The following is a 16,794-nucleotide window of genomic DNA, read 5'->3' as shown; positions in this document are numbered from 1 at the left end:
CCGCGTCACCGATGCCGCCAGACGCAAAAAGAGCATGGATGCGAACATCCATGCTCTTGAATGGGGCCAGGAATGACCGATCGAACGCTTACACGCGCTCGATGATGATGGCCGGGGCCATGCCTCCGGCAGCGCACATGGTGACCAGGCCGCGCTTCAGGTTGCGGCGCTCCAGTTCATCCAGGATCGTGCCGACCAGGATCGCACCAGTCGCGCCGATCGGGTGACCAAGGGCGATCGAGCCGCCATTGACGTTGACCTTGCTGGTGTCGAGCTTGAGGTCGCGGATGAATTTTGCAGCCACGACAGCGAAAGCTTCGTTGATCTCCCAGAGATCGATGTCGTCCGCGGTGAGACCGGCCTTTTCCAGCACCTTCTTCGCCGCCGGCACCGGCGCGTTCAGCATCAGCGTCGGATCGTCGCCGATATTGGCCATCGCCACGATTTTTGCACGCGGCTTCAAACCATGTTTGTCGGCATAGGCCTTTGAGGTCAGCAACAGCGCCGCGGCGCCATCGACCACGCCCGACGAATTGCCGGCATGGTGGAAATGCTTGATCTCCAGATCCGGATATTTCTGATTGATCTGCTTGCGATAGGTGGTGCCCTTGTCGTCGAGCGGATAGTCGGCCATGGCGGTGAAAGCCGGTTTCAGGCCGGCGAGACCTTCCGCCGTGGTATCCGGACGCGGATACTCGTCCTTCGCCAGCACGACATTGCCGTTGTCGTCCTTCACGGGTACGAGGCTCTTGTCGAAGCGGCCTTCCTTGATGGCGATGGCGGCGCGGCGCTGGCTTTCGAGGCCGAGCGCATCGAGTTCCTCGCGGGTGAAACCTTCCATGGAGGCAATCGCGTCGCCGCAGATGCCCTGATGCGACTGCGGATGCACCTTTGCGAGGCGCTCATTGCCCGACCCCATGCCGAGCGGACGCTTGCCGGCAGCCATATCCTCGGCAGCCATCGCACCGGTGAGAGACATCATCTCGGTGCCGCCCGCGATCACCACGTCTTCCATGCCCGACATGATCTGCGCCGCCGCGAAATTCACCGCGGTGATGCCGCCGCCGCAGAAGCGATCGAGCGTGGTGCCGGAGGCCTTGGTGTCATAGCCGGCATCGAGCGCCGCCATACGGCCGAGATCGCCGCCCTGCTTGCCGCGCTGGGTCGAGGTCGACCAGATGATGTCATCGACATCGGCGGTATTGAGCTTGTTGCGCTCGGCAATGGCCTTGAGGACCGTGGCAGCGAGATGTTGCGGATGATGCTCCGCGAGCGCACCCTTGCCGACCTTGCCAATCCCGCGCGGGGTACGGACTGCGTCGATGATATAGGCGTCGGCCATGGATATTCCTCCAGTTTGTTGGTGTTTTTCTGAGGTGCGAGATTGGCCAAGCGAGGCATGAAGTCAAGACGCACCGATGGCATGCATATCTGCCAGATTTGGTGGGCCTCACCTCATCCTAGAGCAGAAACGATAGCGCAGCCTCGCAGCGATCTTCGACTTTGAGGGTCAGCAGGTCATCCGCCCGCGTACGGCCAAGATTGACCGCCGCGATCGGTATCCCTCGTTTCGCTGCTGCCTGCACAAACCGGAAGCCGGAAAACACCATCAGCGACGATCCAACCACAAGCATGGCATCCGCGGCTTCAAGCCGATCACGCGCCTCATCGACGACGTCGCGCGGTACATTCTCTCCGAAGAAGACCACGTCCGGTTTGAGGATGCCGCCACAGGCAACGCAGGATGGCACGGTAAATGCCGCGAAGTCATCGCTTTCGAGATCGGCATCCCCATCAGGCGCATCCGGCGCGTCGAGGGCGAGCCAGGCGCCGTTGCGGTGGCCGAGTTCATGCTGAAAATCGCCACGCGGCATCGTCGCGTTGCACCCCATGCATCGCACGATGTCGAGCCGGCCATGCAGATCGATCACACGCTCGCTGCCAGCGCTCTGATGCAGGCGATCGACATTCTGGGTCAGCAGGATCTCGCTGCGGCCGGCCTGTTCCAGGCGCGCCAACGCACGATGGGCGTCGTTCGGAACGGCCTGCCCAAAACGCTGCCATCCGACCAGACTGCGGGCCCAATAGCGCTGCCGGGTCGCTTCGCTGCCCATGAAGGCGGCATAAGTGACCGGCGGCGTTCGCTTCCAGTTGCCATCGCTGTCGCGATAGTCGGGGATACCCGAATTCGTGCTGCAACCTGCACCTGTCAAAACGAACAAACGGCGATGGAGCGAGACGAATTCTTCGAGAGAGCCCTGTTGTGTCATGCCGCTCATCTATGTCGGAATATCCAACAGCGCCAGTCACCTGCATGGATCTCACCGACATCGCGGACCTGACCCGCGATCGGTAACGGTTGCGGGTCGAAGCGCGGGTCTGATAGAAATGCGACGCGTCAGTGACCAACCAGTCGAGTAGCTCATGAGCCTAGAGACCAAAGCCGCCTCAACACCGCGCGAACAGTTCATGCAGATCGTTCAGGAGGAACTCGCGAAATTCGAACGCAACGAGCGTCAGTTTCGCAAGAGCACGAAAAAGGACCGCGTGAAGGAGCTCAAGCTCCCGGAGGAACTGGCGCACTAGCCGGTCAAAAGGTCGATTTTCTTGCACATGTCGCGATCGAGGCCACCGCATTCGGTGGCCTTTTCGTTGCGAGCGCAGCCTTTCGCTGTCAGCGCAGCGCGATATGTCGTTACTTCTGCTTCTTGAACAGCAGATAGAGCGCGAACGGATTCGTCTTGATGTAGCGCCAACCAAGCCTGCGCGGTTCGAGGATGGTGCGCCACAGCCATTCCAGGCCGACTTTCTGCATCCAGGCCGGGGCACGCTTGCGCGATCCCGACAGGAAATCGAACAGGCCACCCGAGGTCTTGATGACCCCGACAGCCGTCAACCGATGCCGGTGCCGCACCACAAACAGCTGCTCGCGCGGCACGCCCATCGAAATCCACAGGATGTCCGCCTGTAACCGGCAGATCTCGGCGCAGACCGCGATCTCCTCGGCTTCATCGCGAAAGAAGCCGTGGCGATGACCGACAAGCTTGATGTTCGGGTATCGCTGCTTGACGGCGTTCACTGCCGCCTCATTCGCGGCTTCGGTGGCGCCCAGCATATACATGGTCGCGCCGCGCGCTTCCGCCTCGGCCGCAACGTCGTGGAAAAGGTCCGTGGTCGCCACGCGTTCGGGCAGTCCGACGTCATGATGAACACGCGAGGCAAAGACATGCGCCATGCCATCTGCATGAATGGCATCGGCCTTCAGAAACAGTTCGCGCTCGGCATCATCGACGGCACAGCGATAGGTCACTTCGCCATTGGTGGACGTGAGATAGGCCGGAAATCGCCACAGCGCACTGCGCTTCAGGGCTTCATCCACGATCTGCCGCGCTGACTCCTTGCCATCGACCGCGACGACCGGCAGGCCGCCGAGTGAAATGCGCGCCCAGCGCAGGAACGCGTTGCCGCGACGATCCGGCGCCATCCGCCGTTCAGCGATGCCCGCTTCGGCGAGGTGCTGTTGTGTTTCCGCAAAAGATGCCACGCGCCGATCAGGCGCACCGCGTCGCGTCGTTGATGGCGCATCGGCCACGTTCTGCGCGTCGATCGGACGCTGCACCGTCAAACCATCGCTCACGGCGCGCTCACCTTTTCCATCCTCGATACGCGTGTTCATATGCGCACCAATGGTCGTGACGGAGGTTGGGCGCATCTGAAACCACCGCAGACTGACGCGGCGGCGAACCGGACAAGCATGTCCGTCAGCAACTCCCCGCGGTCACGCATTGCGATATCCGTTCGGATTGAGGCGCTGCCACTTCCAGGCGTCGGCACACATGGCGCTGATGTCGCGCTCGGCCTTCCAGCCCAGCATGTCGAATGCGAGATCCGAGCTGGCGTAATAGCTGGCGACGTCGCCTGCCCGGCGCGGCGCGAAGGTGATCGGGATGTCCCGGCCGCTGGCGCTTGCAAAGGCATCGACGAGCTCGAGCACGCTGGTGCCACGCCCGGTACCGAGATTGACGTTGATGACGTCCACATCGTCCAGCTGGCGCAACGCGGAGACGTGGCCGACCGCGAGATCGACGACATGAACGTAGTCGCGCACGCCGGTCCCATCACGCGTCGGATAATCGCGACCGAACACGCTGAGCGACGGACGCCGCCCCACCGCAACCTGCGAAATGTAGGGCATCAGGTTGTTGGGCTCGCCATAAGGGTCTTCACCGATCAAGCCGCTCTCATGCGAACCGACCGGATTGAAATAACGCAGGATGGCCACCTTCAACGGATCTGCCGACGCAGCGATGTCCTGCAGCATTTGCTCGGCCATCAGCTTGGTACGGCCATATGGATTGAACGGCGCAAGCCGGTGATCCTCGCGCAAAGGCAGCGTTTCAGGTTCGCCGTAGACCGTCGCCGAGGACGAGAACACCAGCTTGCGGACATCGGCACGCTGCATCGCCTGCGCAAGCGTTAGGCTTCCGGCCAGATTGCAGTCGTAATAGCCGGTCGCATCACGCACGGAATCCGCGACAGACTTCAAACCGGCAAGATGAACGACGGCTGTACAGCGATGCTCGACCAATGCTGCAGTGAGCGCCGCGAGATCGCGCACGTCTCCGCGCACGACATCAGGCGCGAAGCCCGTGATGCGGGCAATACGATTGACGACCTCGGGATGGCTGTTGGAGAAATCGTCGTAGATGACAACGGACTGTCCTGATCGAATGAGCTCGACGCAGACATGCGAACCGATAAACCCGGCTCCCCCTGTAATCATGACGGCCATGATGTCGCTCACTCGCTGAAAACGTGCGATCGGTGCACGCATTCAAGATAAGAGAGCGATGTGAGTAGGTATATAACGGCTCAGGTTGAATTGGATTGGTTAGTAAATGCAAAGCAACTTCCATGTCGGAAAGTCGCCTGTTGTTTTTAAGTTTGCCGAAAATTCTCCGTATTAACGATACGCGTCCCGATGCCCGAATACGTATCGCGCGCAACGATCTTCGCCTCGTTTCGAATCCGACCTGTGTGGATACAGGCACTTACATCGCGCGCACCGCGACGGGATCGTTAACACCTCGCTAACGACATATGATCGTTTTGAGATGAAGTGAACGATACCCGATTAACCCTCCTTATTCACCCTGTGGTCATCAGCTGGTCCGGGCTTCGTTGCGGCGGCTGAGTTGGTGGTGAGGCATGTCGTGGGGCATCGGACCCCGCCGGCCGGACCTGCGCGCCGTGACGACCGCATGCAGATGCGATAAGGCGCCCGAACAGCGAATAGCGGTTCAGCGCTTGCGGATAACGATGTCGAGAAAAGCGGTGCCGGGATGATGAAATGGTGCCCAGGGGCGGGTTGTCCCCGGCGACCATCAACCGCAACGAAAACAATGACTTAGAGCCACCGCATTTGTGCTCTGTGTATCACTCCAATGTAGCATTGTCGACCACCTGTTCGCTCTTGGGACGTCACGCTACCCGGAAACAACTTGCCATCCGGTCGTTCCGCTGGAAGTCTTTCCTAACGCTCCAACAACCATGCGGAACTCAAAAGCAAATGATGTCCGGCGAGGATATGAGCGCTCAATAACAAGCGTTCTATAGCCAGCCCCTTATGGGCTCCGCGCTTCAGGCTAGTCAGGCCATGGGGAGCACGCGGACACGGCCGAATGGCATCGGCACAAGCTGATAGTGTCAGAACTGGAAGCAGGAGTGGCAACGGTTGCAATTCCCGACCCACAGCAGATAAGCGGTTGATGGATGTGCCGCGTGTCAGCCCCGTCGTTGAAAGCGGCGCATAAAGGCCCACCGGGCGACCCGGGCCTGCCTATCATAAGGCGCGCATATCCAAAAACTGACCGACGGCGTGGCTCCGAGTTTCGCAGCACCGTTCGTTAGCAGCTTCGCCTCGCAGGCGAAGCTGTGCCTTTCGGTCACAGAAACCTCCCTCAAGCATTCACCAAGTTCCGACGAACCGGCGGACAATTTAAGTCCGCCGTCATGCCAACGGAAGGGGCACAACGCGCTGCTTCAGAGGTAGCGTCTCTCTCGCATCCACCTGTGAGTCGCAGGCCATGTTTGCTTTGCCCCAAAAGGAGCCATTGCGGCACTGTTCGCTTCATCGCGGCATGACGGGGCGATCGGATCTTGTCCAATCAGCGACACATCAACGGACGTACGTGGTGCCATAATGAACGTCCCATTTTCACCCACGTAGCCAGATCGCCGAACCCCAAACACGTGTGAACCATAAGATAAGGATCGGACTAGCGCGGACTGTCGTTGTCCGTTAGTCAGAACCTCCGCCCACTGAACGGGGGAGTCTATTTAGACATGCGTGGTAGCGTCACGATTTGGCACGATACATCGTCGATCGATGCGGATGGGTATGCTCCCCGCGTTGAGGTACACGTCAATATCTGGCGCAACAATCATCGTTCTGCCGATGGCCACTTTGATTTGTTCGATATTGGCTTTCGGTTCAAGGAAGTACGCGCCTTGAAGTCCCTGTCGATGAGCCTGCCGTTTGTCGTGGATGCAACGCAGATCGAAGATCTTTTTGACCGGATGCACGATCAGTCTACGATTTCTGCCATCTTCAACGAGACCCTTACGCCGGGATCGATTGAAGACGAAAACCGATGCTTTGCCGTCACTCACACAGAGAACAAGAAGACGCAATTCTACGTATGGCGCTGTACAGACGAGTCACGACGTTTATCGACCGCCGGCGGCAAAGACGACCGCGGCACTATCATCACCATTGATGACCGGTTCTTCAAAAGGCTGCAATCGCGCGTCGGCGACCACTATCTTAGATTGCGCATTAAAATGCCGATTGGCCTTCCTAACGGCTTCGTATCCACAAGCGATCCAAAGGACTCGGTCTTCCTAAGCACGATCTCAACTAACGAGATCGTTGAATTCCGCCTCAATGAACGACGGAATTTTTCAACCGAGATTCGCGATCGGCTAGAAGGAAAGAATTGCGGCCTAATCGACATTTCCGCTGTGCATTATTTCCTAATCCGAGACATGAGTGTCGAGATGACGCAGTCGCATGCCGGCTTCAGGAAGATGCGTAGGCTTGAGCCCGGAATGTGGACCAATTATTTGCCGGGCGCTGACTTCAACCCAGACGAAATGATAATCTACCATTGGGCGTCGTTCGCCGATAAGCCATCAGGCAAGGTCGATAGCTTCAACGCGCTGGCCACGTTCCGGGCGTTTTACACTGGTAAGCTCTGGATCTATGCATTGGTGATCATAATGCTCGGCGCAATGGGCAGTGCGCTGCAGGCGTCTATCGTGGCATGGCTGTCCAAACTCCCCTGCCAGATTGGCTCTCCGGACAGATTGGGGGCAACACGATCCTCATAGTGCTTCTAGGGCTAGTATTGTTCACAATGGTCAAAATGAAGCGTTTGGCGACCAGGTTAAGGGGCTAGAAGCTCGAATTCTTAAAAAGTCGAAACTATGATATCAGCGGCGAATCAATTGGAGACAACTGGGATGAGGGGGCAGTTCGACCTCGACTTCGCACCGTTCCGCGGTTGCCGGGGAGTGGCTGACCACTTTGAGCGGGTTTATTCCACGCTGACTGTCGCTGGCGTTACGCAGCTTTATCCGGGCTTCGACGCATGGTTCGCCACCAAAGTCATTCCCGGACTGCGGAGCGGCGAACGCCGAATTATTACATGCTTCATGCGAGAGACGCTGGCAGGCGTAGCCATTTGTAAACGGACCGAGTCCGAAGCAAAATTATGCACCCTTTGGGTGGCCCCGGAGGCGCGGGGACGTGGGGCCGCTACCGAATTAGCAAAAGAGGCTTTTGCCTGGCTCGGTAACGTTAAACCTCTGTTTACCGTACCGGACGAGCGGCTTCCTGAGTTCCAACCCCTTCTCCGTGCATGGTCATTTTCTGATCATGTCGAGGCTTCTGGGATGTACAGGCCGGGACGGATCGAGCACGTTTTCAATAGCGGCAGACACTAGCTTCACATCAGTTGCTGCCTAAGCGCTTCCGTGAACTGCTCGACAGATGGCGCCATCAGCTCGACCAATGGAATTCCGAGACGCGCTGCCGTGCGTGCGCACGCGGCGCGCTCCATCACCGCCAATGCGGCTATCTCTTGCAGACGCGATGCGCTCGGCGTCTCCATGCGACGAGATAAGATCAACTCAGGACTGTCCTGGACTGAGATGATTGATTGTGGGCGAATCTCGTCAAAGAACTGATCCGGCACCAACATGGGACCTTCGCCGGTCTCGATAAGCGCGTGGCCATCTATAAGACGGTGTAGATATCCGAATAGCGGCGAGGTGCTGAGCTTGCCCATCGCACTTTCTTGGTTTTCCAAAGCGCCGCGTATCGTCCTAACGGACAAATCGCGCCCTGCCTCCACAAGCATTTGGCTGACACTTACGTACTCTACGTTCTGGATTGCCGAGGCGGCGTGTCTCGAGCGACTGGTCTTTCCGGATCGAGATAGACCGGCCACAAAGACAATCATTTTGCAATCCCGCCGCTAGAAACGAGCTTTGGGGAAGCATACGCCCAGGACTGGGGAGCCGTAAACGCAAACTGCTCCCGGAGTTGAGCAAGCGGAATTGCGTTCGGCAATGAGACGCAATCCGCGATCTGCACCCCGTATCCAACATCCCGGCCTTCGAAGTAACTAGCGAAATGTGCCTCGTCGACGCATGAATGACCACCGTAGACGTTCCAGAGCTCCGAGACCGACAACTCGTGCACCGCACAGATGGTGAGCAATGCCGTCAATGAACAGACGGGTGAGGACTCATACAAATAGGCTAGTGATCCTGCTGGTAAGCGCGGAAAGCGCCGCCGAAGTTCGATGGTTTTTCGCCCTGAACGAATTAGTCCTGCCCACTTGGGCTGAATGCTTATAACGATATGTCTCATGAGGGCCGCAATCTACGACGCCGCCCGAGCTATGGGAACAGCGTCGAGCGCTATTTCCATTGAAATCCGCGTTAACGTCGGCAAGACGCACAGCGTAGTCGAATGGTCGCCGAGCGATCGGCCGCCATCGCAAAAGATTTATTGCTCTAGCCCACTCGCTTGGACAGGGAACGATGCTCGCGGTCGATGTGCTCAAGCAGCGCGTATTCCGCATCGGTCATCAAGATGTTGTCGTACTCCTCATACCGCGAGCGATCGGCCTGGTTGACGAGGTCGTGCAATTCGGGATTTGCATACCGGACTTTAGCGCGAACGATCTTGATAATTTCACTCATCGGGAAGCTGCCGCCGTACTCGATCTCAGCGCTCGATGAACGCTGCTTGTCAAAAAGCGCGCGTAAAGCTCGTTTGACGCGTCGCGAAAGTCGCCCATACGCCCCGAGCGCTGCCCAGGCATTCTCTATACGCTGACGCAAGTAAGGCGATCCGATACCAGTACAAACCGTGGGATGCCGCGTTAGAAACAGCGCTTTGAGAGGGCGATAGAGATGGACCAATCGGTCCAGATCGCCCGCTCGCGATCGTCTCTGACGTTCGGCGACATGCGCGAACCACAAACTGAGAAGATTGCAGATGGTCAGCGTCGTTACAAGCAAAAGTGCTACCGGTACGCTCGGACGCATCACCTCAGGTAATCCGAGCAGGAACGGCGGCCAGAGCAAGATCGCGAGGAGGAAGATGGACAACCCCACCAACAACCAAGTCGGCAAGGATTTGACGGTATCGAGCATTTTCGTAGTGGGTACACCGAACGTCGGATCCATTGGAAACTCCTCTAGCGGCGCATCATATTTAAGTGCTCCCCTCATACTTATAAGTAAGAGCTGGTGATCGCAGGCACCTTAATCGCGAGTTTTCGCAACGCCTCAGTGACCTTTCCAACGTGCAGGATTTTCGCCGGAGCACTTAGACCGGACGGGATTCCGCTTACGGCTTATAGGGGCCAGCTTGGCCTACGGTTACTTACCCTATCCTGCGGTGGATGGCCTGACCACTTGGCCCGCCGCATCGGCCATTATCTCCCAAGATAGAAGGGCAAGTGTCGCCGGCGCTGCCTCGTTAACCACTCTCGGCCAGCCTGCCCCTAAGCTCTGTCGATAGGCCCTCGACTTAGGTATTAGAGGCTTCAATTACAGTTTTATGAGAATTTGCAACTGGCGCGAGTAATGCGTTTGGATCAATTTGAGGTCGTAGATTGCGTTTTCTGATCGCATGTATTTTCGTCGCCGTCGCGACATCGTCTTGGGCCGATGGCCCCGGACAGCTGCAGATCGTTGATGGAGATACGATCTATCTCGGTGTCGAGAAAATTCGGCTTCAGGGCATCGACGCTCCGGAAACCGAGCAGATGTGCCTCGACATCTCTGGACGATCATTTGCGTGCGGTCTGGATGCGAAGTCCGCTCTGGCGCGGCGCTTCGAGGGGCGGCTTTGGTCCTGTCGGGCGTCAGGTACCGATCGATATCGCCGGACGCTTGCGACCTGTTTTGTGGATGGCGAGGACGTGGGGCAATGGCTCGTTCGAGAAGGTTGGGCTCTCGCATTCCGCCGCTATTCCAATGCTTACTTGGCCGATGAGGATGATGCCCGGAGCGCCAAACGCGGCCTTTGGAGCGGCGCCTTCATCGCGCCATGGGATTGGCGCGCTCGCTCAAGCCAAACTGTCGTGCTCGGAGCAGCGTCTGTGCCAGTCTCCGCGAGCCGGCTGCTGACCGGTACCGCCAGCGAAGTCTCTCCATCGTCCGGCTGCACAATTAAAGGAAATCTGCGCAGCAAGCCCGCCTGCATCTATCATCTGCCCGGCGGTCGCTTCTACGGTGGATTGGACATGACCGAACATGCCGCGCGACGCTGGTTCTGCAGCGAAGCGGAAGCGCAAGCGGCCGGGTGCCGCCGCTCGAAACTCTGACCGACATCGACATGACCCAAAGCTCTCCAAAGAAGAAATCGGCCATATCGAAACTGCGCGACCTGTTCGGTCAAGCTCAGCATCCTTATAAGCCATCGACGCAGATTTTCCTCGATCTCGACGTCGATCGAGTAGCCAGAGACATGCGTCTAAGCGAACTCGGCGCTGAAAGAGGCGCAGCTGACCGGCCCGATAGCGATGTGACGATTCTCGACGACGTCGAACATCGCATCGTCGAGAACACGGAGGGCCACAAGCAGACCGCTCATTCGATCTATCTCGAACAGCTCCATATCTACGATGCCAGGCTGACCGCTCTCAATTTCGAGGAACGCTTCGCGATCATTCGGCAGGCAGCACCCGAGGCCGTCGGCGATTTCGGCGCTGAAGCCGCCATGGGCAGGGACGAATTATTCGGCCTTCGCAGACGCCTAAACGAGTCGGAGGCTGAACGGGAGGCTTTTCGGAGTAAACACCGAATTACCCGCCCTGGGCACCTTTCGACACCTGGCAAAATGATCTTCAAAATTGGCTTGTTGGCGGTTTTGTTCGTCATCGAGGTCGCCGTAAACGGTAGTTTCCTCGCGAAAGCCAATCAGAGCGGCATCCTGGGAGGCCTGTCAGTCGCATTCGTCTTTGCGGCTTTCAACATCCTCGTCAGCTACTTCTGCGGCCTTGTACCGATCCGGCTCCTTAATCACCGAAACTGGCTACTCAAGTTTGTGGGCTTGATGTCCCTGATTCTCTACTTAGCCCTTGCGGTGGTGCTAAACTTGGCGCTCGCACACGTCAGAGAGATCCCGCCAGATATTCTCGTCGATGTCGACCGAGAGGCGCTTAGACGATTGATAGAAGCGCCCTTTGGTCTTCACGAGCTCCAGTCTTGGCTGCTGGTGGGAATAGGCATCGTTTTCTCAGTGGTGGCAATGGTTGATGGCTTGATGACGTTCGATCCTTACATTGGCTACACAGCGCTCGAGCGTCGTTGGCAGACAGCGAACGACCGTTATCGGAACGCCAAAGACGAGCTGAATGAGCGATTGCGCGATATCCGCGACGACGCCGCTGAGGCGATGAACGGTGCCGAGCGGGATCTTGCGATCAGGCGATCGGAATACGATTCTTTGCTCGTAAACCGAGGCCGGCTTTCGCAGAAGTTCGTCGATCATCAAAATCAGATCGAGAGGGCGACCAACGCGCTTCTTCAGATCTATAGAGAGGCGAACCGCAGAGTCCGCTCAACGCCCGCGCCGGCTCATTTCACCACTTCTTATGTACTCGACCGTATTCCGGTGGAACCGACCGATCGCGACCCCGACGACAAAGAACGACTCCGTCGCTCAGTAGACGAGATACAGGCCTTACTCACGCGGCAGGTCGAGGCCGTACACGCCGCATTCGACGCCGCAACTAGGTCGTACAAAGAGATCGACGAACTCTTCCCAGAGGCTCCCCATGGCAAGGGCTAGGCGCCGACGAGGCGGCTCGGATGGTCTGGGATGGCCAGCCGTCGGAGGAATCGCGCTGATACTGGTGGCCCTCGCGGGGCTATCCGGCTTTGCATGGCTGAAGTTTTCGTCACCGGAAAAGTTGCGACGCGATGCTTTGGATTGTCCCATATCCGGTCCAGAGGGTATTTCCGTCGTGCTAGTCGATACGTCCGATGATCTTCCGGCGGCGACGGGACGAGAAGTGCGAGGCATTCTCGACGATCTAGTCTCTGGCTTGCCGGCAAATCATCTCTTGGAAATCCGTGTCCTGGACATCGCGCAGTATCGAAGCAAGGCTCTGTTTTCTCGGTGCAATCCGGGCGATGGCTCGGGCTTGAGCGAATGGACTGACAACCCGCGCATGGCGCGATCTCGGTGGGAAGAGAGCTTTCGAAAGCCAGCGGCCGATGCGGTACGCAACAGTCTGGCGTCAGCTAAGGCAGCGAGTTCGCCGATAATGGCAGCCTTGCAGGACGTCGCGATCGATCGCTTCTCTTCGGAACGTACGCGCAGCCTCCCCAAACGTCTGATCGTAATTTCGGACATGATCGAGCACACTCGGGATTATAGCCAATATCCTCGTGCTGGCGATCCCGGCTATGCTCGCTTCAGGCAGTCACCAGCTTACACCAAATACCGCACCTCACTGCACGGCGCGCGCGTCACTATAGACTACGTCACACGCCCGTCTGTCATGCCGGACGCCGGTAAGCACGCCGAGTTCTGGTCGACTTGGGTCAAGGATAACGGCGGAGTCCTCGATCTCATACATCGCCTACAAGGGACATAACGTGCCGGAAACTGTCAGCCAGTCACGGATTCCTCCGGGAATTTTAGGCGGCATTATCTTCTTCGCGACCACGCTAGTCGGCTGCACCTTCATCGTGCTGTCGAAGACGGGAGGTTTATCTCCTGTGTTGGTTACATCGGTGCCAGTTCTCATCATGATCGGCTACGCCGCGCTCATGGCCGGAGCGCGATTGCTCCGTTTGCGTGACGATCAGGCCGGCGACAATCTTTATTACATGGGATTCCTGTTCACCCTAACCAGTCTTGCCGTTTCTCTATACCAGTTCTCCAGCGACGGTTCGGCAGAAACGATCGTCCGCAATTTCGGTATCGCCATTGCCTCGACCATCGCGGGGATAGCCCTGCGTATCTTCTTTAACCAGATGCGCCAGGATCCCGCGGAGGTCGAGGCGACTGCACGCCTCGAACTGGCGGACGCTTCACGACGGGTGAAGCGCGAACTCGACGGTACGGTGCTCGAATTTGCCTACTTCCGACGAATGACCCAACAGTCCATGGCCGACGCCCTCGAAGAGATGAAGACCATGTTAGGCGACATGCGCCAGACCGTGGCGGGCGAACTCGAACAGATGAGCGGCCGCATCAGCCGCCCACTCGAAGAGACAACAAAAAAATCGGGCGATACAGTTGACGCGCTGGCGGATCGCATCACGGACGCCTTGGACGACGTATCCGAACGGTTGGTCGAACAGACAGAAAACTTCTCGCGCGGAGCCGAAGCCTCGGCCGAAGCGATCCGCAAGACCGTGGCCAAGCTAGAGGCGATGCAGACGCCCGAACAAATCATCGAAATCAAGCTTGCACCGATGATCCAGGGACTTTCTCGTGCGGTGAACTCCTTCAAGGCCAGCGCCGAAATGCATGAGAAAACCGTCGATAAGAGCCTCAAGCGGACGCAGGACGTGGCAGCGTCGGTGGCTCGGATCGTTGAGGAACTCCGAGCGGCCGACCTTTTTCGGCCTAGACCCGCCGAGCCCCCGGCTTGGGACGGCACCCAAGCTGATAAGGCCGCAGAGTGATGGGCGCGACCACAGACGGAAAGATCAATCAGCAGGGCTCCTCCTACCGACGAGGCCTCGTTCTTGGCCTCACCATGGCGGAAATTATGGTCCTGCTGGTGTTCTGCCTTCTGATTGCAATGGCGACCTTCTTGCGGCGGGAACAAGACAAGCTCGCTATGGCCAAACAGGAGCTCGCGCTCCAGAAGGCTATCGCAGAGCGCGATGCCGCCGCCATAGAATCGTTGAAGCGAGAGACGGCCCTCGCGGAGAAACTTCAGAATGCCGCCGGTCTAGATCCCGCCGCCATCGACGCTTACTGGCGGGATCTCGTCGAAAGCAAGGCATCTCTTGCGAAGCTGGCCAAAGAAGGCACGACGCTCGCGGAAGTACGCGAGAAGGCAGCGGTCACGGATGCCTTGCGGAAAGCAGGCATTGATAACGACAAGGCAATGCGTGACGCGGAGATCGTGAAAGCTCTGAAGAGTGCACTACCCGAAGCAGACAGCGCGGCGTTGACGCCGAAATCAGCTACCGAAATAGCGGTCCGCGCGTCGAAGGCTCCCGGCGACGGTGGCGGCAATCGCTTTCCGCCTATCATTAGTCTAACCGAAGAGAAAGGATATACCTTCCGTACCGGGAGCGCCGAGCTAGTGCCCGCATTCAAAAACGCGCTTACCTCGACGACGCTCGACAAGATCCTCACGACGATCAAACAGTACGACGTCGACGTGGTCGAGGTCGTGGGACATACGGACGAACAGGCTTATGGCCCTCGTTTGGCCTCGCCCGGCATCGACTCCGCCAGCCCGGTCTCCCTTGCTCCGACGTCCAGCATGCCCCGTGTCTCGAATCTTGATCGTGGCCTGACGGCAGTTCTGAACAACACCAACGAAATCGCGCGGATGACCCCTGCGGACAATGCCGGCCTTGGCCTGGCACGCGCTGTTTCCGTTGTCAGCGAATTGCGGAAGTCCGAAAAGCTCGCCGGTTACAAACTTATTCCGCTCTCTGGCGGTCAGCTGATTGATACCGACGAGAAGCTCGCGCTCAGCAGCAACCCTGGCGGCGACGTGGCACAACGCCGGCGCATTGAGATTAGATTGCGTAAATCTACTCCGCACGAAGCTGCCGCCTCGATCGTGCCGCCCACACCGTCAACCCAGGTCCTGCGCCGACCGGCACAGGCCAAACAAGCCATGCCACGCCCAGCGGCTTCCCCTCGTCCAGCACCGGTCCAACCGCCTCCCCCGCAACGACAGCCGAATTCTTTTAATCTCTTCGGCAACTAGTCTTGCGCGAGCCGGGAAATAGGCCTCTAGCGATGAGGGGGATTGCCCGGCCAACGAAAAAACTAAATGAAATCAACGGCAATCGCCGCCCAAAATCGTGTTGCGTGTATCAGTATTATGCCCCGAAGACTAGGCCCGAAGAGCGGCTGAGCGGATATCCGAGGCACAAGCAAACGGCGGCCGATGTGCAGCTTCGACCGAACTGCAGGCACCGGACTGAGAACAATATGAAGCCGTTGAGCAAAGTCTGGACAGATCAGGATATCCAACGCCTGCGCGAGTTGGCGGCCGAGGGAGCCACTGCCATGCGTGCTGCTTCAGCGCTCAACCGCCGAAGCGAATCCGTCAAGAAGGCGGCTCGGCAGCATGGACTGAAGCTCGTCGGCACCCGCGAGGCAAAGGCGCCATCCGCAGGTTAGAGGACTCGGCAGCAAGTTAGGTCGTAATAACGCAAGAAGGCCCCGGCATCACACGGAGCCTTCCACTGGAGGGGTACATCCGCCTTCCACTCTTATGTTGAGACGCTTCGAAAACACCGCGCAATTCCGTTGGTTCCAGCTCGCCGCATTTTTTCAAATGCTAGCTGCGACTTCACGATGGAAAGCATGAAGCCGTCTGCCGCCGGCAAATTTCGCAACGTTGCGGTCAATTCGCTGACACAAGGTTTGCGGGGATAGCATCGGTGATCTTGATTGCCTTCGGAATGAGGCCGAGCGCCAAAAAAGCGTCGGCGATCTTTTGCTGGTCCGCCGCATGCGGTCGGCGGCACCTCGCGAGCCTAGCGGCGCTGGAGTAGAGCGCCGCCTCGCATGCTTCTAGACACACAACGCAACCCAACCCTCGCTTGTCTTCCAAATCAGTCTTAGGCACGCGTTTGCGCGCAGGCGCGGTTATGCGCTGACTGGAAGTCTGCCGTTGGCAGAATCGAGAAATTCAACGGTCGTGAACAAGAGCTCCGTGTCACCGACGTTTTCGAGATCGTGGAATTTAGATTCTCCCTCTCCATAGACAAAGTGCCGGGTGTCTCCCGCTGAATAGACTGCATCAACGATCGTCCCGTCTTCTACATGCGACCGTGCCCTACCGGGCGTTACCGCCGTCCAGAAATAATCAAGGACGTGTCGATGGAAACCGATCCGTTCGCCCGGTGCTAGGCGGATCTCCCAGACCCTTACGCGTGCGGTCTCTGATAGGAGCCTGGTGCCCACGTTGCCGTTGTTCTGATTAGCCGCAAACTCGCGGCGCAATTTCACCGGCCATGCTTCGATGTTCGCTTTGGTGGCAATACTCATTTGTG

The 16,794-nt window shown here is 58.1% G+C and carries 16 protein-coding genes; 9 read left to right on the top strand and 7 right to left on the bottom strand.

Features of this window, described 5'->3' with window-relative positions; all coding sequences use genetic code 11:
• Positions 1 to 88: 88 nt before the first annotated feature.
• Positions 89 to 1,342 (bottom strand): acetyl-CoA C-acetyltransferase, encoded by a 1,254-nt coding sequence (locus tag RPMA_RS03910; RefSeq protein WP_211911626.1) that lies wholly within the window; start codon positions 1,340 to 1,342, stop codon positions 89 to 91.
• Positions 1,343 to 1,460: 118 nt separating this feature from the next.
• Positions 1,461 to 2,270 (bottom strand): NAD-dependent protein deacetylase, encoded by an 810-nt coding sequence (locus tag RPMA_RS03905; RefSeq protein ID WP_249225545.1) that lies wholly within the window; start codon positions 2,268 to 2,270, stop codon positions 1,461 to 1,463.
• 154 nt (positions 2,271 to 2,424) lie between these two features.
• On the opposite strand from RPMA_RS03905, the gene RPMA_RS03900 reads away from it, so the two are divergent.
• The gene (locus tag RPMA_RS03900) at positions 2,425 to 2,586 is read left to right on the top strand and encodes a hypothetical protein (RefSeq protein WP_211911624.1); all 162 of its coding nucleotides are present in this window, start codon (positions 2,425 to 2,427) and stop codon (positions 2,584 to 2,586) included.
• 109 nt (positions 2,587 to 2,695) lie between these two features.
• Here the strand turns inward: RPMA_RS03900 and RPMA_RS03895 are convergent, their stop codons facing one another.
• Together RPMA_RS03895 and galE are read right to left on the bottom strand one after the other, a co-directional pair.
• The gene (locus tag RPMA_RS03895; RefSeq protein ID WP_408056535.1) at positions 2,696 to 3,499 is read right to left on the bottom strand and encodes a WecB/TagA/CpsF family glycosyltransferase; all 804 of its coding nucleotides are present in this window, start codon (positions 3,497 to 3,499) and stop codon (positions 2,696 to 2,698) included.
• A 279-nt stretch (positions 3,500 to 3,778) separates the two neighbouring features.
• Complete coding sequence (galE, locus tag RPMA_RS03890; protein ID WP_211911623.1) at positions 3,779 to 4,792, bottom strand: UDP-glucose 4-epimerase GalE; 1,014 nt, start codon at positions 4,790 to 4,792, stop codon at positions 3,779 to 3,781.
• A gap of 1,553 nt (positions 4,793 to 6,345) precedes the next feature.
• On the opposite strand from galE, the gene RPMA_RS03885 reads away from it, so the two are divergent.
• Positions 6,346 to 7,392, top strand: a complete 1,047-nt coding sequence (locus tag RPMA_RS03885) for a hypothetical protein (RefSeq protein WP_211911622.1) — start codon at positions 6,346 to 6,348, stop codon at positions 7,390 to 7,392.
• 96 nt (positions 7,393 to 7,488) lie between these two features.
• Positions 7,489 to 8,007 carry a GNAT family N-acetyltransferase gene (locus RPMA_RS28510; protein ID WP_408056504.1) on the top strand — a complete coding sequence of 173 codons (519 nt, stop codon included), beginning with the start codon at positions 7,489 to 7,491 and terminating at the stop codon, positions 8,005 to 8,007.
• Between the two features lie 2 nt (positions 8,008 to 8,009).
• Here the strand turns inward: RPMA_RS28510 and RPMA_RS03875 are convergent, their stop codons facing one another.
• Entirely contained in the window at positions 8,010 to 8,525 is a 516-nt protein-coding gene (locus tag RPMA_RS03875; protein ID WP_211911619.1) for a hypothetical protein, read from the bottom strand.
• Between the two features lie 559 nt (positions 8,526 to 9,084).
• Entirely contained in the window at positions 9,085 to 9,762 is a 678-nt protein-coding gene (locus RPMA_RS03865) for a hypothetical protein (RefSeq protein ID WP_211911617.1), read from the bottom strand.
• Positions 9,763 to 10,193: 431 nt separating this feature from the next.
• Here RPMA_RS03865 and RPMA_RS03860 point away from each other — a divergent pair, with 431 nt between their 5' ends.
• The 6 genes from RPMA_RS03860 to RPMA_RS03835 all read left to right on the top strand — a co-directional run bounded on the left by RPMA_RS03860 (position 10,194) and on the right by RPMA_RS03835 (position 15,916).
• Positions 10,194 to 10,907, top strand: a complete 714-nt coding sequence (locus RPMA_RS03860) for a thermonuclease family protein (RefSeq protein WP_211911616.1) — start codon at positions 10,194 to 10,196, stop codon at positions 10,905 to 10,907.
• Entirely contained in the window at positions 10,886 to 12,376 is a 1,491-nt protein-coding gene (locus tag RPMA_RS03855) for a hypothetical protein (protein WP_211911615.1), read from the top strand. The genes RPMA_RS03860 and RPMA_RS03855 overlap by 22 nt, the downstream gene beginning before the upstream one ends.
• A 64-nt stretch (positions 12,377 to 12,440) precedes the next feature.
• On the top strand, positions 12,441 to 13,187 hold the full coding sequence (locus RPMA_RS03850) for a hypothetical protein (protein WP_211911614.1): 747 nt from the start codon (positions 12,441 to 12,443) through the stop codon (positions 13,185 to 13,187).
• A 1-nt stretch (position 13,188) separates the two neighbouring features.
• Positions 13,189 to 14,226 (top strand): hypothetical protein, encoded by a 1,038-nt coding sequence (locus RPMA_RS03845; protein WP_211911613.1) that lies wholly within the window; start codon positions 13,189 to 13,191, stop codon positions 14,224 to 14,226.
• Positions 14,226 to 15,497: an OmpA family protein gene (locus RPMA_RS03840; RefSeq protein ID WP_211911612.1), complete on the top strand. Its 1,272-nt coding sequence runs from the start codon at positions 14,226 to 14,228 to the stop codon at positions 15,495 to 15,497. The genes RPMA_RS03845 and RPMA_RS03840 overlap by 1 nt, the downstream gene beginning before the upstream one ends.
• Before the next feature lie 227 nt (positions 15,498 to 15,724).
• Positions 15,725 to 15,916 (top strand): hypothetical protein, encoded by a 192-nt coding sequence (locus RPMA_RS03835; RefSeq protein ID WP_211911611.1) that lies wholly within the window; start codon positions 15,725 to 15,727, stop codon positions 15,914 to 15,916.
• Positions 15,917 to 16,387: 471 nt separating this feature from the next.
• Here RPMA_RS03835 and RPMA_RS03830 read toward each other — a convergent pair whose 3' ends face one another.
• The gene (locus RPMA_RS03830; protein WP_211911610.1) at positions 16,388 to 16,789 is read right to left on the bottom strand and encodes a cupin domain-containing protein; all 402 of its coding nucleotides are present in this window, start codon (positions 16,787 to 16,789) and stop codon (positions 16,388 to 16,390) included.
• Positions 16,790 to 16,794 lie beyond the last annotated feature (5 nt).

Source organism: Tardiphaga alba (assembly GCF_018279705.1).
Classification (GTDB): domain Bacteria; phylum Pseudomonadota; class Alphaproteobacteria; order Rhizobiales; family Xanthobacteraceae; genus Tardiphaga; species Tardiphaga alba.
This window is presented reverse-complemented; position numbering and strand designations above follow the sequence as displayed.